13 protein-coding genes are annotated in these 23,994 nt (G+C 72.1%); 7 read left to right on the top strand and 6 right to left on the bottom strand.

The annotated features are described in order from the left end of the window. Positions 1–41: 41 nt before the first annotated feature. Positions 42–2,627, bottom strand: coding sequence for an alpha-glucan family phosphorylase (gene glgP, locus DAI17_RS08415; protein ID WP_107772574.1), 2,586 nt, complete (start codon positions 2,625–2,627; stop codon positions 42–44). Positions 2,628–2,743: 116 nt separating this feature from the next. Here glgP and DAI17_RS08410 point away from each other — a divergent pair, with 116 nt between their 5' ends. The 5 genes from DAI17_RS08410 (at position 2,744) to glgB (ending at position 13,757) form a co-directional block, all read left to right on the top strand. After that, entirely contained in the window at positions 2,744–6,619 is a 3,876-nt protein-coding gene (locus DAI17_RS08410) for a M36 family metallopeptidase (RefSeq protein WP_199905000.1), read from the top strand. Between the two features lie 106 nt (positions 6,620–6,725). Further along, positions 6,726–8,696: an alpha-1,4-glucan--maltose-1-phosphate maltosyltransferase gene (locus DAI17_RS08405; protein WP_107772409.1), complete on the top strand. Its 1,971-nt coding sequence runs from the start codon at positions 6,726–6,728 to the stop codon at positions 8,694–8,696. A 5-nt stretch (positions 8,697–8,701) separates the two neighbouring features. Then, positions 8,702–10,441 (top strand): maltose alpha-D-glucosyltransferase, encoded by a 1,740-nt coding sequence (treS, locus tag DAI17_RS08400; protein ID WP_407669706.1) that lies wholly within the window; start codon positions 8,702–8,704, stop codon positions 10,439–10,441. Then, positions 10,438–11,844: a maltokinase N-terminal cap-like domain-containing protein gene (locus tag DAI17_RS08395; protein WP_107772407.1), complete on the top strand. Its 1,407-nt coding sequence runs from the start codon at positions 10,438–10,440 to the stop codon at positions 11,842–11,844. The genes treS and DAI17_RS08395 overlap by 4 nt, the downstream gene beginning before the upstream one ends. Next, positions 11,841–13,757, top strand: a complete 1,917-nt coding sequence (gene glgB, locus DAI17_RS08390; RefSeq protein WP_107772406.1) for a 1,4-alpha-glucan branching protein GlgB — start codon at positions 11,841–11,843, stop codon at positions 13,755–13,757. Before DAI17_RS08395 ends, glgB begins: the two co-directional genes overlap by 4 nt. An 88-nt stretch (positions 13,758–13,845) precedes the next feature. Here glgB and DAI17_RS08385 read toward each other — a convergent pair whose 3' ends face one another. Further along, positions 13,846–14,703 carry a cupredoxin domain-containing protein gene (locus tag DAI17_RS08385; protein ID WP_107772405.1) on the bottom strand — a complete coding sequence of 286 codons (858 nt, stop codon included), beginning with the start codon at positions 14,701–14,703 and terminating at the stop codon, positions 13,846–13,848. Between the two features lie 132 nt (positions 14,704–14,835). Here DAI17_RS08385 and DAI17_RS08380 point away from each other — a divergent pair, with 132 nt between their 5' ends. Together DAI17_RS08380 and DAI17_RS08375 are read left to right on the top strand one after the other, a co-directional pair. Beyond that, positions 14,836–16,746 (top strand): multicopper oxidase domain-containing protein, encoded by a 1,911-nt coding sequence (locus DAI17_RS08380; RefSeq protein ID WP_107772404.1) that lies wholly within the window; start codon positions 14,836–14,838, stop codon positions 16,744–16,746. 30 nt (positions 16,747–16,776) lie between these two features. After that, positions 16,777–17,523: an NUDIX hydrolase gene (locus DAI17_RS08375; RefSeq protein ID WP_107772403.1), complete on the top strand. Its 747-nt coding sequence runs from the start codon at positions 16,777–16,779 to the stop codon at positions 17,521–17,523. 7 nt (positions 17,524–17,530) lie between these two features. Here the strand turns inward: DAI17_RS08375 and DAI17_RS08370 are convergent, their stop codons facing one another. From DAI17_RS08370 to DAI17_RS08355, 4 genes are read right to left on the bottom strand one after another with little or no spacing between them, the layout of a single operon-like run. Further along, a complete protein-coding gene (locus tag DAI17_RS08370; RefSeq protein ID WP_107772402.1) occupies positions 17,531–19,933 on the bottom strand; it encodes a glycosyltransferase in 2,403 nt (800 codons plus the stop codon). Between the two features lie 7 nt (positions 19,934–19,940). Beyond that, positions 19,941–21,416: a glycosyltransferase family 4 protein gene (locus DAI17_RS08365; RefSeq protein WP_159081423.1), complete on the bottom strand. Its 1,476-nt coding sequence runs from the start codon at positions 21,414–21,416 to the stop codon at positions 19,941–19,943. Further along, a complete protein-coding gene (locus DAI17_RS08360) occupies positions 21,413–22,909 on the bottom strand; it encodes a glycosyltransferase (RefSeq protein WP_107772400.1) in 1,497 nt (498 codons plus the stop codon). Before DAI17_RS08360 ends, DAI17_RS08365 begins: the two co-directional genes overlap by 4 nt. Continuing rightward, on the bottom strand, positions 22,906–23,937 hold the full coding sequence (locus tag DAI17_RS08355) for an FkbM family methyltransferase (RefSeq protein ID WP_159081422.1): 1,032 nt from the start codon (positions 23,935–23,937) through the stop codon (positions 22,906–22,908). Before DAI17_RS08355 ends, DAI17_RS08360 begins: the two co-directional genes overlap by 4 nt. Positions 23,938–23,994: the final 57 nt, after the last annotated feature.

The raw sequence follows: 23,994 nt of genomic DNA, 5'->3' as shown, positions 1-23,994 counted from the left end.
CGCCCGAGGAACGGACGGTGGGTGAGCGCGACGAGCGAGGATCAGGCCGGCGTGGACACCAGCCCGAGCTCGGCGACCGAGGCGAGCGACCGGTTGCGCGGCACGGCCCGCACCGTATAGCCGAACGGGCCCGAGCGGTCAAGCGGCACGTCGGCGTCGAAGCGGTGCCGGTTGCCCTCGTAGGACTCGACCACGTGCATGGTGGCGGTCCGCTGGTCGAGCAGGTCGTCGTCAGCGCCGGGGCGACCGTGCACGACCTGGACCTCGACGTCGTCCGCGGTCAGGTCGCCGAGCGCGACGTAGGCGTGGACGGCCAGCGTGGCGCCGACCTCGGCCGCGTCGCCGACGCCCTCGGACTCGACGTGCTCGACGCGCACCGAGTCCCAGGCGCCGCGGACGTGCTGCTTCCACTGCGCGAGCTCCCGCGCGCCGGTGTAGTCGGAGTTGAGCTCCCGCGAGGTGTGCGCGGCCGGGGCGTAGAGCTCGCGCACGTAGTCACGCACCTGGCGGGTCGCCAGCACCTTGGGCCCGAGCGACTTGAGCGTGTGGCGCACCATCTCCAGCCAGCGGGTCGGGACGCCCTGCTCGTCGACGTCGTAGAAGCGCGGGGCGACCTCGTTCTCGATCAGGTCGTAGAGCGCGGTGGCCTCGAGGTCGTCACGCCGGTCGGCGTCGTCCACGCCGTCGGCGGACGGGATCGCCCAGCCGTTGTTGCCGTCGTACCACTCGTCCCACCAGCCGTCGAGGATGGAGAGGTTGAGGCCGCCGTTGAGCGCGGCCTTCATGCCCGACGTGCCGCAGGCCTCGTAGGGGCGCAGCGGGTTGTTGAGCCACACGTCGCAGCCGGGGTAGAGCGGCTGCGCCATCGCGATGTCGTAGTTGGGCAGGAACACGATGCGGTGCCGGACCTCGGGGTCGTCGGCGAAGCGCACCATCTCCTGGATGAGCTTCTTGCCGCCGTCGTCGGCCGGGTGCGACTTGCCCGCGATGACCAGCTGCACCGGCCGCTCGGAATCGAGCAGCAGGCGCTTGAGGCGCGCAGGGTCGCGCAGCATGAGCGTGAGCCGCTTGTACGACGGCACGCGGCGCGCGAAGCCGATCGTCAGGACGTCGGGGTCCAGCGCCGTCTCGATCCAGCCGAGCTCGGCGGGCGCGAAGCCGCGCTTGGCCGACGACCTGGCCAGCCGCGCGCGGGCGTCGTCGACGAGGCGGCCGCGCAAGGTGCGCTTGAGGTCCCAGAGGCGTCGGCCGTCGATCTTGTCCACCAGCGGCCACAGCCCGTCGGTGTCGTCGGAGTCGACGTCGGCGCCGAGCTCGGCGGCGAGCTCGAAGACCTCCCGCGCGATCCAGGTCGGCCCGTGGACGCCGTTGGTGACCGAGCCGATCGGCACCTCGGCCTCGTCGAAGGCGGGCCAGAGGCCGTTGAACATGCCGCGCGAGACGTGGCCGTGGAGCTGGGAGACGCCGTTGGCGCGCTGGGCGAGCCGGAAGCCCATGACGGCCATGTTGAACACGGCGGCGTCGCCGCCGTCGTAGTCCTCGGCACCGAGGGCCAGCACGCGGTCGGCCGGCACGCCCGGGGTCGGGGACGCCTCGCCGCCGAAGTACTGGTGGACCAGCTCGCGCGGGAAGCGGTCGATGCCCGCGGGGACCGGGGTGTGCGTGGTGAACACCGTGCCGGCGCGGGACACCTCGAGCGCGGTGTCGAAGTCGAGCGCCGGGCCACCCTCGCCCACCGTGAGCTCGCGGATGCGCTCGATGCCGAGGAAGCCGGCGTGGCCCTCGTTGGTGTGGAACACCTCGGGCGCGGGGGCGCCGGTGATGCGGGAGTAGACGCGGAGCGCGCGCACGCCGCCGACGCCGAGGAGCAGCTCCTGGCGCAGCCGGTGCTCGGAGTTGCCGCCGTAGAGCCGGTCGGTGACGTCGCGGTAGTGCTGCGGGTTCTCCTCGATGTCGGAGTCGAGGAGCAGCAGCGGCACGCGCCCGACGTGGGCGACGAAGATCCGGGCCAGCAGCGGCTGGCCGTTGGGCAGGTCGATCGAGACCGTCGCCCGCGAGCCGTCGGCCTCGCGGAGCAGGGTCAGCGGCAGCTCGTCGGGGTCGAGGACCGGATAGGTCTCCTGCTGCCAGCCCTCGCGGGAGAGCGACTGCTTGAAGTAGCCGTGGCGGTAGAACAGGCCCACGCCGACCACCGGGATGCCGAGGTCGGAGGACGCCTTGAGGTGGTCGCCGGCCAGGATGCCGAGGCCACCGGAGTACTGCGGCAGCACCGCCGTGATGCCGTACTCGGGCGAGAAGTAGGCGATCGAGCGGGGCGCGTCCGGCCCGGCCTTGCGGGCGTACCAGCGCTCGCCGGTCAGGTACTGGTCGAGCGACTCGGTCGCGACCCGCAGCTGCTCGAGGAAGGCGTGGTCGCCGGCCAGCTCGTCGAGGCGCTCGCGGCCCACGGCGCCGAGGAGCCGCACCGGGTCGTGGTGGACGTCGGCCCACAGCCGCTCGTCGATGGCCCGGAAGACGTCCTGGGTCTCCGGGTGCCACGACCAGCGCAGGTTGCCGGCAAGGGTGGCCAGACCGGCCAGCGGCTCGGGCAGGACAGGACGGACGGTGAATCGTCGGATCGCTCGCACGGACCGACGGTAGGGCATTTCCTTTGATCGATCCAACAGTCGGGGTGGGCCGCGTCGTCGACGGTGGTGGACCAGTCCAGCCGTAACCCGGCCCCGACCTGCGCCGTTGAGGGCGCATGACCCGCACCCCCCTCGCGCGCCGCGTCACCGTCGCGGTCGCCGGCCTCCTCTCGGCCTCCTCCCTCACCGCCCTCGGCACCATCGCCGCCGAGGCCCAGCCCGGCAGCCGGCCCGGCGCGTCCGCCGGCTCCCGCGCCTCCGCCGACGACGTGCGCACCCTCGGCGACCCGGTCCACGGCCTCGTCGACGTCGACACGCGTGCCGCCGTCGCCCCCCTGGCCTCGCAGCGCGCGGCGGCGGAGGGCCTCGGCCCGGTCACGCTGCGCTGGAACGACCTCGGCTCCCCCGCCTCGGTCCTCCCCGCCGACGGCTCCCTCGGCGACGCCCCCGGCAGCCCGGCCGACGGTGCCCGCGCGTGGCTGGCGGAGCACGCCGCGGTGTTCGGCCTGACGGCGGCCGAGGTCGCCGACCTCGACCTGGTCGCGGCCCAGGAGCTCGCCGGCAGCGACGCCCGCGCCGTCCTGTTCCGCCAGCGGTACGGCGCGCTGGTGCCGGCCACCGGCGGCATGGTCACCGTCGGCGTCGCCGACGGACAGGTCGCCTACGCGTCCTCGTCGCTGACCCGCGCCGCCTCCGCTCCCCCCTCGGCGACCCTCACTCCGGTCGAGGGCTGGCTGGCCGCGGCCGCCGACGTCGGCCGTCCCGTCGACGCGGGCGTCGTGGACGTGGTCGAGGAGGCAGCGTCCCTCGGCGCCTGGACCCGGCTCGACGTACCGGGTCTGGCGCAGGAGCAGCAGGTCCGGCTCCGCGCCCTGGCCGTCGACGCGACCACCGTGCGGCCGGTCTTCGAGGCCAACGTCGTCGACGTCGCCGGCGGCGCCGCCCTGGCCCACACCGTCCTGGTCGACGCGATCTCCGGCGACGTGCTGGTGCGCCGCAACCAGGTCGACAACATGAACGACGCCCAGACGTTCCAGGGCGCGATCACCGCCGCGGGCTGCGGACCGCGGCACACCTTCGAGCTCACCGACGACCTGACCCGGTCGATCAACGTCGCTGCCCTGGCCCTGCCGGCCGACGACGTGACCTTCGACCTCTACGGCCCGGGCGGCGAGGTCCTGCTGTCCCAGGACCTGCTCACCAGCCCCGAGGTGGCGTCGTACTCCGCGGACAGCATCCTCGCGGGCACCTACGGCATCGAGGTCTGCCCGTTCGACGAGGCGTCGGTGGTGCTCGGCCAGTACGCCCTCACGGTGCTGGCCAGCGACCAGGCCGCCCCGTCCGCCGACACGCTCCAGACCAACCCGCGCTGGCGCTACTTCACCGCCAACCCGACGCTCGACGGCCCCGGCGAGATGCCGTCGAACTCCGTGGTCGGCTGCTGGAACCTCGAGGAGGGCTGCGACCTCTCCCTGGCCAACATCGCGGCCCCCGGTCCGTGGGACACCCTCGGCGGCGGCTCCCTGCCCACGTCGACCACCCTCGGCAACAACGCGTCCACCCGCGAGGCGTGGGCGAGCCCGCTGACGCCCGGCGGCCTCCTCCAGGCGCCGGTCTCGCCGACGCGCGAGTACACCGCGGAGTTCACGGACGCCTGGAACAACAGCAGGTGCGATCCCGCCCAGCTCGTCCCCGGCGGGAACGACATCGACGCATCCGTGGGCAACCTCTTCGCCGCCCACAACCGCATGCACGACTACAGCTACTACCTCGGCTTCACCGAGAAGAACTACAACATGCAGGTCGAGAACGGCGGTCGGGGCGGCGTCGGCGGCGACCCCGAGGTCGGCAACGCCCAGGCGGGCGCGCTCACCGGCGGCAACCCGTCGTACCTCGGCCGGGACAACGCCAACCAGATCACGCTGCAGGACGGCACGCCCGGCATCACCAACCAGTACCTCTTCCAGCCGATCGCCGGCGCCTTCTACGCGCCGTGCACCGACGGCGGCCTCGACATGGGGATCGTCGGCCACGAGTACACCCACGCCATCACCAACCGCATGGTCGGCGGCCCCGACGACGGCCTGACCTCCGAGCAGGGCGGCGCGATGGGTGAGTCGTGGGGCGACCTGGTCGCCGGGGAGTACCAGTTCAGCCACGGCTACAGCAACGGCGGCAACGTGTGGGCCGTCGGCGCCTACGCGACCGGCAACACCGAGACCGCGATCCGCGACTACGCCATCGACGACAACCCGCTCAACTTCTCCGACTACGGCTTCGACTCCACCGGACCCGAGGTGCACGCCGACGGCGAGATCTGGAACGGCACGATGTGGGAGGTCCGCCAGGCGCTCGTCGAGGAGTACGACGCGCAGTTCCCCGCCGACGACGCCGCCCTGCAGCTGCGGTGCGCGCAGGCCACGGCGGAGCGGACGCCCCACCCGGTCGAGCTGTGCCCGGGCAACCGCCGCTGGGTCCAGCTGATGTTCGACTCCTTCCTGCTCCAGCAGGGTGCCACCTCGATGCTCGACGCCCGGGACGCGATGATCGCGGCCGACCGGATGCGGTTCGGCGGCGCCCACCGCGACCTGCTCTGGCAGGCCTTCGCGCGTCGCGGCATGGGCGGTGGTGCGTCGGTGAGCGGCCCCGACGACCACGAGCCGGTCCCCAGCTTCGCCTCGCCCGTCTCCGGCAACGCCGAGGTCACCTTCGCCACCGGCAGCCCGTCACAGATCTACGTGGGCGACTACGAGGCCCGCGCCACGCCGGTCGCCGACACCGTCGGCAGCTCGCCCGTGGGCGCGACTGCGTCGTTCACACCGGGCACCTACGAGATGGTGGCCGTCTCCTCGGACCGCGGCTTCACCCGCTTCACCATGACCGTCGAGGGCACGGACGCCCGCACGGTCACCGTCGCCGACGAGCCCAACCTCGCCAGTGCCGCCGCCGGCGCGAGCGTCCTCGGCGCCACCGAGGGGTCGCTCAACGCCGAGCACCTCATCGACGGGACCGAGGCGACCAACTGGGGCGGCGTCACCGAGGGCAACGTCGACGAGACCACCCCCTCGGTCGCCGTGGACCTGGCCGGCGACGTGCAGACGGTCCGCCGGGTGCAGGTGAGCGCCATGCTCACCCCGGCACCGGCCGACCCGAACGCGCTCCCCCTGGCCCAGGAGGACCCGGACTCGGGCTCGCGCTTCACCGCGCTGCGCCAGTTCGCCCTCGAGGCGTGCACGGCCGACTGCGCCTCGGCGGACGCCTCCTGGTCGCGGTTCTACACCTCCCCGGCCGACGCGTTCCCGTCGGGCCTCCCGCGGCCGGTGGCGCCCGACCTGACCCTGCGCTCCTTCGACGTCCCGGACACCGAGGCGGCCGCCGTGCGGCTCGTCGCCCTGCACAACCAGTGCACGGGCCAGGAGCTGTACGCCGGGGAGCAGGACGCCGACCCGCTCAACGACACCGACTGCAAGACCGCCTCGGACCGCGGCACCATCGTCCACGCCGCCGAGCTGCAGGTCTTCGGCGGAGCGGACGCCGGCACGGGCGACACGGGCGACACGGGCGACACGGGCGACACGGGCGACACGGGCAGCCCGGACACCAGCGGCGCGACCGGCTCGACGGACGCCGGGACGACGACCGGGACCGCGACCGGGGCTGCGACCGGGACCGCGAGCGCCGCCGGCCGGACGGCCACGTCGGTGCGGCTCCGGGTCCGCCGCGCGGTGCAGACGCCGGCCAACGCGGCACCCCGCCTGCGGGCCCGCCTCGTCGTGGACGGCCCGCGCCCGGACCGACTCGGCCGGTGGGTGGTCGTCCTCGACGGCCGCCGGCTGGCCACGGCGCGGGCCGACCGCACGGTCCTGCGGATGCGGGTCGCCCGCCGGCTGGCCCCGGGCACCCACCGTCTGCGGGTGGCCTTCCGGCCGGCCGACCGACGGGCCCTCGCGCCGTCGCGCTCGGACGTGGTGCGGATCGTCGTACGACGCTGAGCACCGGCACGTGGTGGCGCGTCCCGCCCGACCCCAGGGGTGGGACGCGCGTCACCCGCCCGTCCGGCGGCTTGCGTGAGTCCCCGCGTTTCGCAAGTGTGGGCGCATGGTTGGACGAATCCCTGTCATGGACGTCTCCCCCGTCGTCGACCTCGGCCGTCAGTCGGCCAAGGCCACCGTCGGCGAGCCGCTGCCCGTCCGCGCCTCGGTCTTCCGCGAGGGGCACGACCAGCTCAGCGCCGAGGTCGTGCTGACCGACCCGACCGGCGCTCGCCGGGCGCCGGTGCGGATGGTCAAGCACGGCGAGGTGCCCGACCGGTACGACGCCTGGGTCACCCCGGACAGCGAGGGCGCCTGGACGTTCGAGGTCGTGGCGTGGTCCGACCCCCTCGCCACCTGGGAGCACGACGCCGGGATCAAGATCCCCGCCGGCGTCGACGTCGAGCTGATGTTCACCGAGGGCCGGCTGCTGCTCGAGCGCGTGATCGCCGCCGGCGACCTCGACGGCCACGAGTCCTCGATCGTCAGGGGCGCGGCCCAGGCCGCCGCCGACACCGACCGGCCGGTCCAGGCGCGTCTCGCGGCCATGCAGAGCCCCGAGCTGTGGTCCGTGCTGCGCGACCACCCCCTGCGGGAGCTCGTCTCCACCGAGGGCCCCTACCCGGTGTACGCCGACCGCACCCGCGCGCTCTACGGCAGCTGGTACGAGTTCTTCCCCCGCTCCGAGGGCGCGACGAAGGACGAGAGGACCGGCCGGGTCACGAGCGGCACCTTCCGCACCGCGGCGAAGCGGCTCGACGCCGTCGCGGCGATGGGCTTCGACGTGATCTACCTGCCGCCGATCCACCCGATCGGCGAGGTCAACCGCAAGGGCCCCAACAACACCCTCACGCCGGGCCCCGAGGACACCGGCTCGCCGTGGGCGATCGGCAGCAAGGACGGCGGCCACGACGCCATCCACCCGGACCTGGGCGACTTCGACGACTTCGACGCGTTCGTCGCACGGGCCGGCGAGCTGGGCCTCGAGGTCGCGCTCGACCTCGCGCTGCAGGCCGCGCCCGACCACCCGTGGGTGACCAGCCACCCGCAGTTCTTCACCACCCGTGCCGACGGGTCGATCGCCTACGCGGAGAACCCGCCGAAGAAGTACCAGGACATCTACCCGGTCAACTTCGACAACGACCCGACCGGCATCTGCCGCGAGGTGCTGCGCATCGTGCGCCTGTGGATGTCCCACGGCGTGCGCATCTTCCGCGTCGACAACCCGCACACCAAGCCGCTGGCGTTCTGGGAGTGGCTGCTCAAGGAGGTGCGGCGCACCGACCCCGACGTCATCTTCCTCTCCGAGGCCTTCACCCGGCCGGCGATGATGCACGGCCTCGGCGCGGTCGGCTACCACCAGAGCTACACCTACTTCACGTGGCGCACCGGCAAGCGCGAGCTCGAGGACTACCTCACCGAGGTGGCCACCGAGTCCGACCACCTCATGCGACCCAACTTCTTCGTCAACACCCCCGACATCCTGCACGCCTACCTGCAGTACGGCGGGCCGGCGGCGTTCAAGGTGCGCGCGGCGATCGCGGCCACCGGGTCGCCGAGCTGGGGGGTCTACGCGGGCTACGAGCTCTACGAGCACGTGGCGGTCAAGCCGGGCAGCGAGGAGTACCTCGACTCCGAGAAGTACCAGATCCGCATCCGCGACTGGGACCGCGCGGACGCGGAGGGCCGCACCCTCGCGCCGTACCTCACCCGGCTCAACGAGATCCGGCGGCACCACCCCGCCCTCCAGCTGCTGCGCAACCTCACGGTCCACCACAGCGACGACGACCACGTGCTCGTCTACTCCAAGAGGCACGGCGACGACGTCGTGCTCGTCGTGGTCAACCTCGACCCGCACGGCACCCGCGAGACGATGGTGCACCTCGACATGCCGGCCCTCGGCATGGACTGGCACGACTCGTTCGTGGCGCACGACGAGATCACCGGCGAGGACTGGAGCTGGAGCCAGCACAGCTACGTCCGCCTCGACCCCGGCCACGAGCCCGCCCACATCATCTCCGTCAGGAGGCCCCGTTGACCGCGATCCCCGTCCCCCCCACCGGAGCGCAGCCCCACCCCCACAGCGGCAACGAGGAGTTCGAGGACACCTCGACCACCGCGGCCACACCCGACTGGTTCAAGACGGCCGTCTTCTACGAGGTCATGGTCCGGTCCTTCCGCGACTCCAACGGCGACGGGGTCGGCGACTTCAAGGGCCTGATCGAGAAGCTCGACTACCTCCAGTGGCTCGGCGTCGACTGCCTGTGGGTCCCGCCGTTCTTCTCCTCGCCGCTGCGCGACGGCGGCTACGACGTCTCGGACTACACCAACATCCTCCCCGAGTGCGGGACCGTCGAGGACTTCCACGAGTTCCTCGACGAGTGCCACAAGCGCGACATCCGGGTGATCATCGACTTCGTCATGAACCACACGAGTGACGCCCACCCGTGGTTCCAGGCGAGCCGTGAGGACCCGGAGGGACCGTACGGCGACTTCTACGTCTGGTCGGACACCGACGAGCTCTACGAGGACGCGCGCGTCATCTTCGTCGACACCGAGCCGTCCAACTGGACGTGGGACCCGGTGCGCCAGCAGTACTTCTGGCACCGGTTCTTCCATCACCAGCCCGACCTCAACTTCGACAACCCCCGCGTCCACGACGCGATGCTCGAGGCGATGGCGTTCTGGCTCGACATGGGCCTCGACGGGTTCCGGCTCGACGCCGTCCCCTACCTCTACGAGCGTCCCGGCACCAACGGGGAGAACCTCCCCGAGACCCACGACTTCCTCAAGAAGTGCCGCAAGTTCGTCGACGACAACTACCCCGGCCGGGTCCTGCTCTGCGAGGCCAACCAGTGGCCGGCAGACGTCGTGGAGTACTTCGGCGACCCGGCCGTGGGTGGCGACGAGTGCCACATGGCCTTCCACTTCCCGGTGATGCCGCGCATCTTCATGGCCGTGCGGCGCGAGTCGCGCTTCCCGATCTCGGAGATCCTCGAGCAGACCCCGAAGATCCCGGACAACTGCCAGTGGGGCATCTTCCTGCGCAACCACGACGAGCTCACGCTCGAGATGGTCAGCGACGAGGACCGCGACTACATGTGGGAGGAGTACGCCAAGGACCCCCGCATGAAGGCCAACATCGGCATCCGCCGCCGGCTGGCCCCGCTGCTGGACAACGACATCAACCGGATGGAGCTGTTCACCGCCCTGCTCCTGTCGCTCCCGGGCTCCCCGGTGCTCTACTACGGCGACGAGATCGGGATGGGCGACAACATCTGGCTCGGTGACCGCGACGGCGTCCGCACGCCGATGCAGTGGACACCCGACCGCAACGCCGGCTTCTCCGCCGCGACCCCCGGACGGCTGCACCTGCCGGCCATCCAGGACCCGGTCTACGGCTACCAGTCGGTCAACGTCGAGGCCCAGCTGGAGAACTCCTCCTCGCTGCTGCACTGGACCCGGCGGCTCGTCCACGCGCGTCGCCGCCACCCGGCGTTCGGCCTCGGGGACTTCCACGACCTCGGCGGCTCCAACCCCTGCGTGCTGTCCTACGTGCGCGAGCACGTCGACGAGGACGGCAACCGCGACGTCATCCTCTGCATCAACAACCTGTCCCGCTTCCCGCAGCCGGTCGAGCTCGACCTGCGCCACTGGGAGGGGATGGTGCCGATCGAGCTGCTCGGCGGCGTGCCGTTCCCGCGCATCGGCGAGCTGCCCTACCTCCTGACCCTGGGCGGCTACGGCTTCTACTGGATGCGGCTCATCGAGGAGGGCGCGTGACCGACACCCTGCGAGACTTCATCGCCGAGGCCCGCTGGTTCGGCGGCAAGGGCCGGGAGTGGGCGCTGACCGGCGTACGCCGCGTCGGCGAGCTCCCGAACCCGCCGCCCGGCCTGCACGTGACCATCGAGCTGGCCGAGCTGACGTACACGAACCCAGACGGGACGGAAGGTGAGACCGAGCTCTACCAGCTTCCCCTGGCCTACTACGCCGAGCACCAGGAACGGCTCGAGCACGCGTCGGTCGGCGACTGGGACGACGAGGCCTTCGGGCACGCCTTCGTCTACGACGCGGTCCACGACCGGCAGTCGATGGCGCTCTGGCTGCGCGCGTTCGCCGACGTCACCGACGGCCGCGTCACCCGCGACCGCCTGGCCTTCCACCGCGTGGCCGGCCACGAGCTCGACCTCGACGCGCACTCCACGCTCTTCAGCGGCGAGCAGTCCAACTCCTCGGTCGCCTTCGGCGAGGACTCGCTGATGAAGGTCTTCCGCAAGGTCACCCCGGGGGTCAACCCGGACATCTCGATCCACGAGGTGCTGACCCGCGCCGGCTCCGACCACGTCGCCGCGCTCTACGGCTGGCTCGACGTCGTCGACGAGGAGGCCGACACCACGATCCAGCTGGCGATGCTGCAGCAGTTCCTGCGCACCGCCTCCGACGGCTGGGAGCTCGCCCTGTCCAGCGTGCGCAACCTCTTCGCCGAGGCCGACCTGCACGCCGAGGAGGTCGGCGGCGACTTCGCCGGCGAGGCGTCCCGGCTCGGGACGGCGCTGGCCGAGACGCACGCGACCCTGGCCGAGCACTTCCCCGTCTCCACCCGCTCGTCGGCCGAGGTCGCCGAGCTCGCCGACGCCATGCACCGCCGGCTGACCGAGGCGCTGCAGGTCGTGCCGGGGCTCGCCGCGCACGAGGCCTCCCTGCGGGCGACGTACGACGCGCTGGCCGCGCTCGGGGAGATCACCGTCCAGCAGGTGCACGGCGACCTGCACCTCGGGCAGACCCTGCGGACGGTCAGGGGCTGGAAGATCGTCGACTTCGAGGGCGAGCCGGCCAAGCCGCTCGCGGAGCGGATGCTCCCCGACTCCCCGTGGCGCGACGTCGCCGGGATGCTCCGGTCCTTCGACTACGCGCCACGCGTGGTGATGATGACCGGCTTCGCCGCCGACCCCACCAGCGGCAGCGAGGAACAGCTGGCCTACCGGGCCACCGAGTGGTCCACCCGCAACTCCACCGCGTTCCTGGCGGCCTACGCCGGGCGCGACCTGACGGCCGACGAGCAGACCCTGCTCGCGGCGTACGTGGCCGACAAGACCGTCTACGAGGCGGTCTACGAGGCCCGCAACCGGCCGACGTGGGTGGGCATCCCGCTCGACGCACTGGCCAGGACGGAGCAGTCATGACCACATCCAGCACCCCCGCCGCCGGCGGGGCCGCCCCCGACCCGAGCCTCCCCGGCGAGCTCGACGTCCACCTGATCGGCGAGGGCCGCCACGAGCAGCTGTGGACGGTCCTGGGGGCGCACCCCGGTCCGGACGGCACCACGTTCCGGGTGTGGGCACCCAACGCGTTGGAGGTGCAGGTCGCCGGCGAGTGGGCCGGCTGGGACGGGTCCCGGCACCCGATGGCCCGCGTCGGCGACTCCGGCGTCTGGCACGTCCTGGTGCCCGAGGCGGGCGTCGGGTCCCAGTACAAGTACCGCCTGCGCGGGGCCGACGGCGCCTGGACCGACCGGGCCGACCCGATGGCCTTCTACGCCGAGAAGCCGCCCAGCTCGGCCTCGATCGTGTGGGCCTCGGACCACGAGTGGGGCGACGCGGCCTGGATGCAGGACCGGGTCACCAAGCAGCCGGTCGACGAGCCGATGGCGATCTACGAGATGCACCTCGCCTCGTGGCGGCGCCACTACGGCGGCGACCTCTACTCCTGGGACGACATCGCCGACGCGCTGGTGCCCTACCTCCAGGACCTCGGCTTCACCCACGTCGAGATGATGCCGGTGATGCAGCACCCGTTCGGCGGCTCGTGGGGCTACCACGTGACGTCGTACTTCGCGCCCGACGCGCGCTTCGGCGACCCCGACGGGCTCAAGCGGCTCATCGACCGGCTCCACCAGGCCGGCATCGGCGTCATCCTGGACTGGGTGCCGGGCCACTTCGCCACCGACGAGTGGGCGCTGGCGCGCTTCGACGGCACCCCGCTCTACGAGGACCCCAACCCGCAGCGCGGCTGGCACAAGGAGTGGGGCTCCCACATCTTCAACTTCGGTCGCCACGAGGTGCGCAACTTCCTCTACGCCAACGCGCTCTACTGGCTCGAGGAGTTCCACGCCGACGGGCTGCGCGTGGACGGCGTGGCCTCCATGCTCTACCTCGACTACGGCCGCGAGCACGGCGAGTGGAGCCCCAACAAGCACGGCGGCCGGGAGAACCTCGAGGCCGTGCAGTTCCTCCAGGAGATGAACGCCACCGTCTACAAGCGCGTCCCCGGCGTGGTGACGATCGCCGAGGAGTCGACCGCCTGGCCGGGCGTGACCGGACCGACGTCCGAGGGGGGCCTGGGCTTCGGCTTCAAGTGGAACATGGGGTGGATGCACGACTCGCTGGGCTACGTCTCCAAGGACCCCATCTACCGCAGCCACCACCACGGCCAGATGACGTTCTCCCTGGTCTACGCCTTCACCGAGAACTACGTCCTGCCCATCAGCCACGACGAGGTCGTGCACGGCAAGGGCTCGCTGCTGCGCAAGATGCCGGGCGACCGGTGGCAGCAGCTGGCCAACCTGCGCGCCTACCTCGCCTTCATGTGGGCGCACCCTGGCAAGCAGCTGCTCTTCATGGGCGCCGAGATCGGCCAGGAGTCGGAGTGGGCGGAGTCCCGCGAGCTCGACTGGTGGCTGCTCGACCACCCCGAGCACTCCGGCGTGCACGCCATGGTGCGCGACATGAACGCGGCGTACGTCGCCTCGGGCGCCCTGTGGGGACGCGACAACTCTCCCGAGGGCTTCGAGTGGCTCGACGCCAACGACGCCAACCGCAACGTCTTCTCGTTCGTGCGCCGCTCCCCCGGCGAGCCCGACGTGGTGTGCGTCGCCAACTTCGCCGCCCTGCCGCACGAGGGCTACCGGCTCCCTCTCACGGCCACCGGGCGCTGGAACGAGGTGCTCAACACCGACGCGTCGGCCTACACCGGCTCCGGCGTCGGCAACCTGGGCGCGGTCGAGGCGGTCGAGGGCGGACACGGCCACCACCCGGCGTACGCCGACATCGTCGTGCCGCCGCTGGCGACGGTGTGGCTGCGCCACGAGCCCGGCTGATGCCGGCAGGTCACGAGCCCCGCTGACGCCGGCTGGGTCGATCCGCGAGCCCGGCCCCTGCGGCCGGGCTCGCGGCGCGACGTGGTGGTCAGCCCACCGTCACCATCTCGATCATGCCCATGAAGGCGTGCGGCATCCCCTGCATGTTCGGGTCGGGGAAGAAGCACACCAGCACGTACTGCCCCGGTGGCAGCTTGTAGTCCACCGTCATCGAGCGACCGGGGCTCAGCGACCCGGTCTCGAGGTTGCCGGGCAGGAACCACTCGGGCGGCGGCCCCTGCGCCTCGCTCATGAAGAACTCGAGGACCTGGTCGGTCGTGGTGCCCTCGGCCACCTGCTGCATCAGGACGAAGTGCGGGACCGTCTTGTCGGCGTTCTTGAAGAGCAGCGTGCCCTTCTTCGGCAGCGAGCTGGAGCCGCCCCACGTGGGACCCGTGCGGCCGACGATCTTGGCGTCGTGCTTGGGGGCCGGGGAGCTCTTGCCCGCGGCAGCGCTGAACCGGCCGAGCCCGCGGGACCCGAAGGAGAACACGGTGTAGTCGCCGGCCTTGGGCAGCACGATCGTGCCGGTGCTGCCGGGCTGGACACCACCGAGGATCTCGGTGTTCTTGAGGAACCGCTTCAGCGCCTTGATGTCGTTCTTCTGCTCGAACTTGCCGAGGTCCTTCCTGAAGTCCTGCTCGTCGTAGCCACGGTCGAACAGCATGATCTCGGCGACGCCTCGGCCCGTGACCGAGACCTCGATCCGGCCGGCGTCGAGGCCCTTGGCGCCACGGACGGTGATCGCCTTCTTGGCGACCTTGATGGAGATGGACTGGAGCGGGGCCGCCTCGGCACCCGCTGACGACGACGAGGCCGTCGACGCTATGGGCGCGAGCGTGGCCGCGGCCAGCGTGGAAGCGCACGCGACGGCGATCCCGGCGCGTGCGGACCTGAGCAATCGCATGAGCGACTCCTTGATGTGGGGGTGGTGTCGTCGTCCACAGTGCTCCCGGTCCGCGGCCGTCGTCGCTGACCGTGCAGGGATCTACCCAGTGCTGAGGATGACCGTGCGTCGAAAGCGTGGGTCACTGACGCGATGTGGAGCAGAGTGCGACGTCGCCGTCGCGGAGCCGGCTGGCTGGCATCGTTCCTGGTCCTGGCCGTGGTCGTCGGCGGTGCCCTGGGGGCGGCACCGCCGGCGCCCGGCCCCGCGGCTGCCACGGCGCCCGCCTCGGTCGTCGTCGAGGTCCGTCCTGGCGCACCGACGTACTCACCGGACGTCGTGGTGCTGGCGGGTGGGGGCACGCTCACCCTGGTCAACCGCGACACCTTCGACCACACGGTCACGTCCGTGGCGACCGACGCACAGGGCGCCCCGCTGTTCGACGTGCGTGTGCCCGCCGGCACCGTCGCCACCATCACCGGGGTCTCGGGCCTGGCCGCGGGCTCCTACCCCTTCTTCTGCCGGTTCCACCCCCGCATGCGCGGTGAGCTCGTGGTGGAGGGCGGCGCCGGACCGGTGACCCCCGAGCCGGTCTCGTTCGACCAGCCGCTGGTCGTGCCCGACCGCGTGCGCGGGGCCCGGGTCACGCTGGCGATGCGGCAGGCGCGGGTGCGCATGCTGCCGACCGGCCCCCGGACGCGGATGTGGACCTACGGCGGCAGCTACCCCGGTCCCACCATCGTCCGGCCCGGTGGGCGGGAGACCAGCGTCCGGTTCGTGCACCGGCTGCCCCGCAAGGCCGGGGCCATGACCGTCCACCTGCACGGCGACCACCACGCACCGGAGCACGACGGACAGCCGACGACCCAGCTGGTGCGCCCGGGACAGTCCCGCACCTACGAGTACCCGCTCACCTACGGCGGCCTGCCGGAGCCGAGCTCGTTCTTCTTCTACCACGACCACCGGATGGACCGGACCGCGCGCAACAACTGGCGCGGCCTCCAAGGCATGTTCGTCGTCGAGGACGAGGACGAGCGCCGGCTGCGGCTGCCCAGCGGCCGGCGCGACGTGCCGCTGATGGTCTCCGACCGGTCGTTCCGCGCCGACAACTCGCTCACCGACCCGTTCGCCGGCGGGGTGCGCATGGTCGGCCACGACGGGGCGATGTCGTGGGTGGGACCCAAGGCCCCGCCCGACGACGCCACCGTCGGCACGCACGTGCTCGTCAACGGCCGCTACGCGCCGTACCTGCCGGTGAGCGCCACGCGCTACCGGCTGCGACTCCTCAACGCCTCCCACTTCTCCGCCTACTCCTTCGGCCTCTCCGACGGGCGCCCGCTGGTGCAGATCGGCACGGGCAACGGGCTGCTGCCGCGGCCCGTGGTCCGCGACCGGGTGCTCCTGGGACCGGCCCAGCGCGCCGACGTGGTCGTCGACTTCCACGGCGCCACGGGCCAGGACCTGGTGCTCGACTCGGTGCCGGCCCCGCTCGGCGAGAGCGGGGACGACGCCCGGCAGGCCGTGGTCATGCAGTTCCGGGTGGGCGCCGAGGAACGGGACACCTCCCGGGTCCCGGCCCAGCTGCCGTCCCCCGACCTCGTCCGGGCACCGGCCCGGGTGTCGAAGCGCTGGACGTTCGACCTCGGGGGCGCGCACCCGGATGCCGGCCACGGTGGCGGTCAGGCCGGTCACGGGGCCGGCCACGGCGGCGGGGCGGACCGTCCGCGTGGGACGTTCTGGTCGGTCAACGGGCACGCGTTCGACCCCACGCGCATCGACCACCGGCCCAGGCTGGGGACCACCGAGAGGTGGCGGCTGCGCAACACCAGCGACATGACGCACTACGTCCACATCCACGCCGAGCAGTGGCGCACGGTGCGCCGGAACGGGAAGCCTCCCCCGCCCTGGGAGCGCGGGCTCGAGGACACCTGGCGGCTGGAGCCCGGCGAGGTCGTGGACGTCGCCGCGCGGTTCGAGGACTACACGGGACCCTTCATGATCCACTGCCACATGCTCGACCACGAGGACCACGGCATGATGGCGAGGTTCGACGTCGTGCGCTGACCTTCTCCCCCGCTGGCTAGGGTGACTGACGTGAGCCAGCCGATCAGCGTGAGGACCGTCGCGGACGGGGTGGCCCGACTCGCCTGGAGCGTCGAGCACACCGTCGACGAGGTACGCCGCGAGGTCGCCCGGGCCCTCGTCGACCACCCCCGGGTGGAGACCCTCGTCGACCCCGACGACCAGGCGGCGCAACGCGTCGCGACGTGGTCCGGCATGCACCGGGAGGGCGTCATGCGGGGCGTGACCGTCGGGGACGGGCCGGTGGACCGGATCGTCTACGCCCGGCTGGCGACCGACGCCCCGGTCAACGAGCCCGGCGGCTTCCGCGCCCTGCTCAACTCCTTCCTCCCCCGCAAGCGGGCGATCAGCCAGATGCTGGTGCGCGACCCCGACGGCCGCGTGCTGCTCTGTCGGCTCACCTACAAGCAGGACTGGGACCTGCCCGGCGGGGTGGTCGAGGTCGGCGAGTCGCCGCGGATCGCGGTGGCGCGCGAGGTCGAGGAGGAGCTGGGCCTGACCATCGACGCCGGTGACCTGCTGCTCACCGACTGGTTGCCGCCGTGGGGCGGGTGGGACGACGCCATCTGCCTGGTCTTCGACGGCGGGGTCCACCACGGCTCGGTCCTCGACGAGGTCGTCAAGCAGGAGCGCGAGATCCGCGAGGTCCGCTTCTGCACGATCGAGGAGGTGCGCGAGCTGGCCGCCGACTTCACGGCCCGCCGCGTCGAGGCGGCCGTGCGTGGTCGCGCCGACTACACCGAGTCCGGCCGGACGTAGTCGCCCGTCACCCGCGGTCGGGCCCGGCACTCCCGCGGGCTCGGCGCAGCCATCCCCGCCGCTCGGACGGCGGCCGGGTGGCGTGCGCGTCCGCCGGCGACCCGGCCGGGTCGCGGAGGCGGCGTACGGCCTCGGCGGCCAGCGCCTCCACCGAGTGGCGCTCCGCGATCGTCGCTGCGGCTGCCGTACCGAGACGCTCGCGCAGCTCGGGGTCCTCGTGGATGCGACGCATGACGCGGACGGCGTGGGCCCGGCGGGGTTCCGCCCACGACGACCCCTCGGGGTAGGGATCGGCGTCGGGCGGCACCGCGACCATCGAGTACTTCAGCGGCCGGCTGTTGGCCGGTGTCATGAACTCCATGTTGCCCGAGTAGCCGGTGGCGATGACCGGCTTGCCGATCGCCATCTCCTCGGCCATCGTGAACCCGAAGCCCTCGGACCGGTGGAGGCTGACGTAGCAGTCCGCCCGCCACATCAGCGCGTCCAGCTCGGCGCGGGACAGGTAGCGGTCGATCACCACGACGTCCGGCCGGTCGGCGATCACGTGGGCCAGGTGCTCCGCGTGCTCGGGACGCATGGCCCGGTTGATGGTCTTGATGACCAGGCGCGCTTCCCCGGGCTCCGGGAACGCCTCGACGAAGGCGGACACCAGCCCCAGCGGGTTCTTGCGCTGGAAGACGCTGAGGTAGTCGAAGACGAAGAGGAACGTGAAGACCTCGCTGTCCCCGAGCTCGGGAACCTGTACGCCGCTCGGCTCGGGCGAGTGCACCGGGAGCGGCAGCACGTGGACGGGCTTGTCGGTGGCGGCGCGGAGGACGTCCGCCGTGAAGCCGCTGGTCACCCAGATCTCGTCGAGGGGCTCCAGCGCCGGACGCAGGCCGGGCGGGAAGTCGTCGAGCTCCCAGAACCAGAACCCGATGACGCGGCGTCCCTCGCAGAACCCGGGACCGGCGTCCTCGTCGAGGAAGGTCGGCAGCATGTCGGCGTTGATGCAGAGCACCACCGTGTCGTGGCGGGTGCCCGGCTGGGGCGCACGGTCCTCCCACGGCACCCCGAGCCGGCTCGAGGTCCTGGTCCAGGTGCGGGTGGAGACGGGCACGCCGGCATGCTCCAGCCCGGACACCAGCATCCGGGCGGCCTGCCCGATGCCCAGGTCGGCACTCAGGAAGCCGACGACCTCGACCCCGGGAACCAGCGTCACGGGGGACGGCGGCGCCGGCGCCGGGCCCTCACCACGACCGATGAAGCGGTTGCCCGCCTCGACCACCCAGCGCGGGATCCCGTCGCTCTCGATACCGACGAGCTCGGCCCAGTCCAGGAAGCCGGTCACGTCGCCGGCCCGGACGCCGGGATAGACGAAGTGGAGGTCGGGACGCCGCCGGTAGAACTCGGCGAGGTAGCGGCCCAGGTGGGCGACACCTCCGGAACCCGTCTCGGGCTCGACCAGCCACTCGCGCAGCGGCGTGCCGCCGTCACCCAGGTCCAGCCCGCTCCCCCGCCCCTGCGCCGCCGCCCGCACCTCGTCGGCGGCGAGGTCCTGCACGATGGAGTCCACCACCACCTCGTCCACGACCGAGCACGCGCCGGCCACCGCGGCCGCCTCGCCCGCGGCAGCCAGCTCACCGGCGTACCCCAGCAGCACCTCCCGGAGAACGGGGTCACGACTGACCAGGGTGCGCAGGTCCCGCGTGCGGCGGGCGTCCAGCAGCCACGGCCGGGCGGCGTCGAAGCCGGTCAGGTCGACCAGCGCCACCGGCTCCCCGGCCAGCTGCAACCCGGCGTCGCTGCGCTCCAGGCGGCGATCACGGATCCGCGCGTCGGACACGTCCCATCCCGGCGGCGTGAGCAGGGCGACGGTCTCCGGGAAGAGGCCCGGGGTCAGGTCGGGCCATGGGACGGCGGCGTCGGTGGCGATCCGCGAGGCCCACCAGTCGAGGCCCTCGCGTGCAGCCGGACCGGCGAGGACGACACCCGTGTGCACCACGCCCGCTCGGACGAGCGTCGCCTCGGACGGCTCGAGCCCGTCGAGCGGCACGGCCTCGGAGAGGCGCGGCACGAGGCCCAGGCCGTGGACGCCGGGCGTCTCCACGCGGCCCACCGGCACCCGGGAGGGGTCCAGGAGGACCAGTGGACCGCCGGCGTCGACCAGGTGCAGGAGCAGTCGCGGCTTGAGGGTCTCGACGAAGCCGCGCAGGTCCCGGGTCAGCCGCCACCGACGCAGCTCGGACGAGTCGATCCCGAGGGCCGAGAGGCCGAGGACCTCGGCACCCTCCACCTCGGGCAGGTCCGCGTCCTCGGTCTCGGCGTGGAGCACCGTCACCGGGGAGCCGGGCGCGTGCACGGCGAGCCGGCGCACCAGCACCCGCACCCGGGCCAGCTCGGCCGCCGTGGCGATGCTGCAGAAGCGCATCGCCGGCTCAGTCCTCGCCGACGAGGACGGCCCACGTCTCGCGGGCGTAGTCGTCCCATGTCCTGGAAGGGCGGCTGCGGGCCTGCGCCTCCAGCTCGGCGAGGAGATCGTCGTCGGTCAGCAGGCGCCGCATGGCGTCAGCGATGGCGTGGTCGTCGCGCGGATCGACGGTCAGGGCGCCACCGTCGGCCCCGATCTCGGCCATGCTGCCGTAGTTCGCCGTGACGACCGGGGTGCCCAAGGCCAACGATTCCCCGACCGGCAGCCCGAACCCCTCGTTGAACGACGGGAACACCGTGAACCTCGCCTGCTCGTACGCCGCGGCGAGGAAGTCGTCCCCGACGCCGCTGAAGACGTCGATCGGCCGCTTGGCGGCGGAAAGCTCCGACACCCGACGCCCGAAGTCGTCGCTGCCCCAAGCACGACCCCCCACGAAGACCAATCGGAAGCCGAGCCCCTCGCGCCACAGCAGCTCGGCGGCATGCAGGATCGCAAGGTGGTTCTTGCGAGGCTCGTGGCTGCCGACCACGAGCACGACCGGCAGCCGGGTGCCCAGCGTTCGCGCGACTTCGTCGCGAGTTCCAGGATCCGCGCGGTCGATGGCGACCGGGAGCGGGACCGTCGCCAGCTCCGGCCCGGTGCGGCCGATGCTTCCGAGCGCGGTCGCCCAGCCGCCGAACTCGGCCGCCGAGGCCCCCGAGATCGGTGTCACGGCGTCGAAGCCCTGCAGCGCGGACAGGTAGCTGTAGTAGGTCTCGGTGCGGTGGTCGATGCGGGTCTCCCCCGACGTCACCACCACTACGTCGTAGCCGATCGCGGCGGTCCGTGAGCGCGAGTGCCGCGCGAGCGCCTGCATCCGCGCCGAGCGGACGACGTTGGCCGGCAGCTCGGGCACCAGGAACGTGCAGCGCCACGGCACCATGACGGTCACGTCACGCTCGGCCACGGGAAGGCGCGGCGCACCCGTCGCGGCCGCCAGGTGCTCGCGCTCGACCTTGTCGAGCCTGCGCGGCGCGGTCTCGTCAGTGGTCCACACGAAGGTGCGCGCCTCCGGGTGCCAGTCGAGCCAGCGGGCGACGCTCTCGCGCACCACCCGCTGAATGCCCGTCATGTAGGGCGAGGCAAGAGTGGTGGTGACGTCGAGGAGGACGGCGTGCTCGTCGGGAAGCTCCACGTCGCGTCGGAGCGACTCGCGGTCGGTGGCCGCGACCACAGCCTTGCCGAGCGCCTCGCCGTCGTCGAACTCCGAGGCCATGGCGACGGCCTCGACCTCGACCTCGAGCGGCAGCTTTGCGGTCATGACCGAGAGTGCGAGCCACACCTCGGCCTGGTCGCGCGGGTCGACGAGCTCGTGGACGCGCTTCCCTACGTCGGCGGCACGGACCTCGCCGGCGAGCCCGGCATCGCGGCCGAGCGCGCGAGCCAGCAGCCCGAGCCTCGTTCGCCAGACCGGGCCGGCCTGTGTCTCGAGCGCCCGCTTCACCGCGGACCACCCGCCGGCTCGACCAGGCACTCCCACAGCTCGACTGCGTAGTCGTCCCACGACTTGACCGGTCGCTGCGGGATCTCGGCGGCGAGCTGAGCACGCAGCTCAGGAGAGCACACGAGCAGGCGCATCGCGTCGGCGACGGCCGTCAGGTTGCGAGGATCGGTCGTCACGCAACCTCCGCCCCGGGCAATCTCGGCCTGGGCTCCGAAGTCGCTGGTCAGGACCGGTGTGCCGCACGACAATGCCTCGACGATCGGTAAGCCGTATCCCTCGTGCAGGGAGACGAACACCGCGAAGGCAGCATCGGTGAGTGCCTGCCACATCACGTCGTCGTCGACCCAGCCGAGCGCACGGATCGGGTGTCCCTCGGCCTCGATCTCGCGGATGGCATCCAGCACCAGCTCTTGGCCGCGGCCGGGTCCACCCAGCAGGACGAGCTCGAAGTCGAGACCGTCGCGCCAGAGCCGGTGGGCAGCCTGGACGGCCATCAGGACGTTCTTGTGCGCCTCCAGACGAGACGGGACGACGACGAGCGGAGGCGCATCGGCCGGACGGCTCGCCGGCGGCGCCACGTGCCGGTCGATCTCGGACGCGAGGACAACGGTGTGCACGCCGGGACCGGGGAGACCTTGGGCGACGAGCATGTCCACGAAGCCTTGGAACTCGGCACTGGCCGACGCGCTGATGGCCGCGATCCGGCTCAGGTGCTTGACCACGCTGAGGTACCGCGTGAAGACCCCGGGGTCCTCAGGCGGCCGCAGGCTCGACGACAGGATCGGGATCGTGTCGTAGCCGATGGCGCAGGTGGTGTTGCCGGAGTAGTGGGCCAGGGCCAGGTTGGTGGGCGCGGTGTCCTCGTGCATGACCTCGGCAAACACCACGGTGGTGCGGTAGGGCACCACGAGCCGCGCCCGGTAGGAACGCTCGTGCGACGGATCGACGTCGACGTCGCGTCCGTAGTGGTAGACCCGAGCCTCCTCGCGAGGCGCGAGGTTGCGGTACGCGGTCCGCTCGTCGATGTCGGCCACCGCGACGACGTCGTGAGCGGTCCGCCATCGCTCGGCCACCGCACGTGCCACCCTCTGGACACCGGTGTGGTTGTCCTCCCTCGCGCAGTAGTCGGCGCATACGACCACCCGGTCGGTGACGACCTCCATCTCGAGGTCGACGCGCAGTCCAGACGGCTGGCGCAGGGCGAGCTCGAGGACGTGGGTGGTCAACGCGGCGCCTCCGTCGAGATCGAGCACCCGTGCCGACGACTCCACCTCGGTGGCAGTGGGCATGCGACCGAGCGTGGCCACCAGGAAAAGCCACACCTCCGGCCCGGGACGCGGAGGGAGCACCCCGGAGACGCCGCCGAGAAGCGCGACAGCTCGTGCCGCTGGAGGGTCGGGGAGCTCGCCGGACCAGCCGAGGTGCTCCGCAGCGACCTCCAGACGCTGTGCGAGGGCCTCGAGCACGGTCTCCGGCAGGACGCCGGGGATCACCGGCCGCGCCTCGAGATCGTCCGCGCCACCTTGGCTCCGAGGCCGGCGCTCGAACCCGGCTCCGACACCACAGGGGTCTGCCGCAGGCGCTGCCGCAGCTCCCTTATCTGGGTGGCCTGGCGAGCGTTCCTCTTCTCAGCCTTGGCCAGCTGGGCAGTCAGGAAGTCGACCTGGCCGGACCTGGCAGCGAGGTCGGTGCTCGAGACGATCCCCGAGGCCCAGGTCACCAGGGCCTTGGTGCGCCACTCCTGGGTCTGGGCCTCGCTGTCGGCCAAGTCGACCAGCGCCTGCTGCAGGCGCTCGGACAGGTCGGCGACGGTCCGCTCATGCCGAGCGTCCACGTAGTGATCGGTCACGGCCGCGGCGTACGACAGGCGAGCGGCCAGCGTCGCGGCGTGCTCGTCAGCGACGTAGAAGCAGGACACCCCGTCGAAGAGGCAGAACTGGTAGCCGGCCGCCAGCACACCGGCCTCCCACTGGTCCCTCGTGGACCTCGTGGAGTTGGGCTCGGTCGCCTCGATCACCAGCACCCAGGGCCGCCACGCGCGGAGGTCTACGGTCGAGAGCACGTCCGCCTCGGCGCCCTCGACGTCGATCACGCAGAAGTGGACGTCGCCGCGATCGAAGCCGGTCTCGGCCAGCAGGGCGTCGAGCCGAGCACCACGCACGGTCAGGTCCTCGGTACTGAAGCCGCTCTCCTCGTGGCCGGCGCTGATCCCGTCGACCGTCGTCGACAGGCCTGTGCCGGCAATGCGGTGCAGCACGATGCTGTCACCGTGCGGCGTGACGGCTGCCTCGACGACGACGTCGCGAGGGCGCGATTCACGGAAGCGACGGGCGAAGTCCGGTTCCGGCTCGACTTCCAGGCCAGACCATCCGTGGTCGTAGAACGCGCGGGTGATCGAGTCGTCGACCGGGTCGTTGGCTCCCACCTCGACATACCGGCCATCGGCGACGGAGCTCAGGGCCCGCCACAAGACGACGTCCTCGCGGTTCTGGGCGTTGGAGATGAACATGTCCGAGGGCACCCGCCGGACTATATCGACAGCCCACCCGGACAGGGGGATGGCCCAAGCAGCCCAGGT

The organism is Nocardioides sediminis, from assembly GCF_003047295.1.
In the GTDB taxonomy this organism is placed as follows: Bacteria; Actinomycetota; Actinomycetes; order Propionibacteriales; family Nocardioidaceae; genus Nocardioides; species Nocardioides sediminis.
The sequence above is the reverse complement of the archived record's forward strand: the minus strand, read 5'-3'. Positions and strand labels throughout refer to the sequence as shown.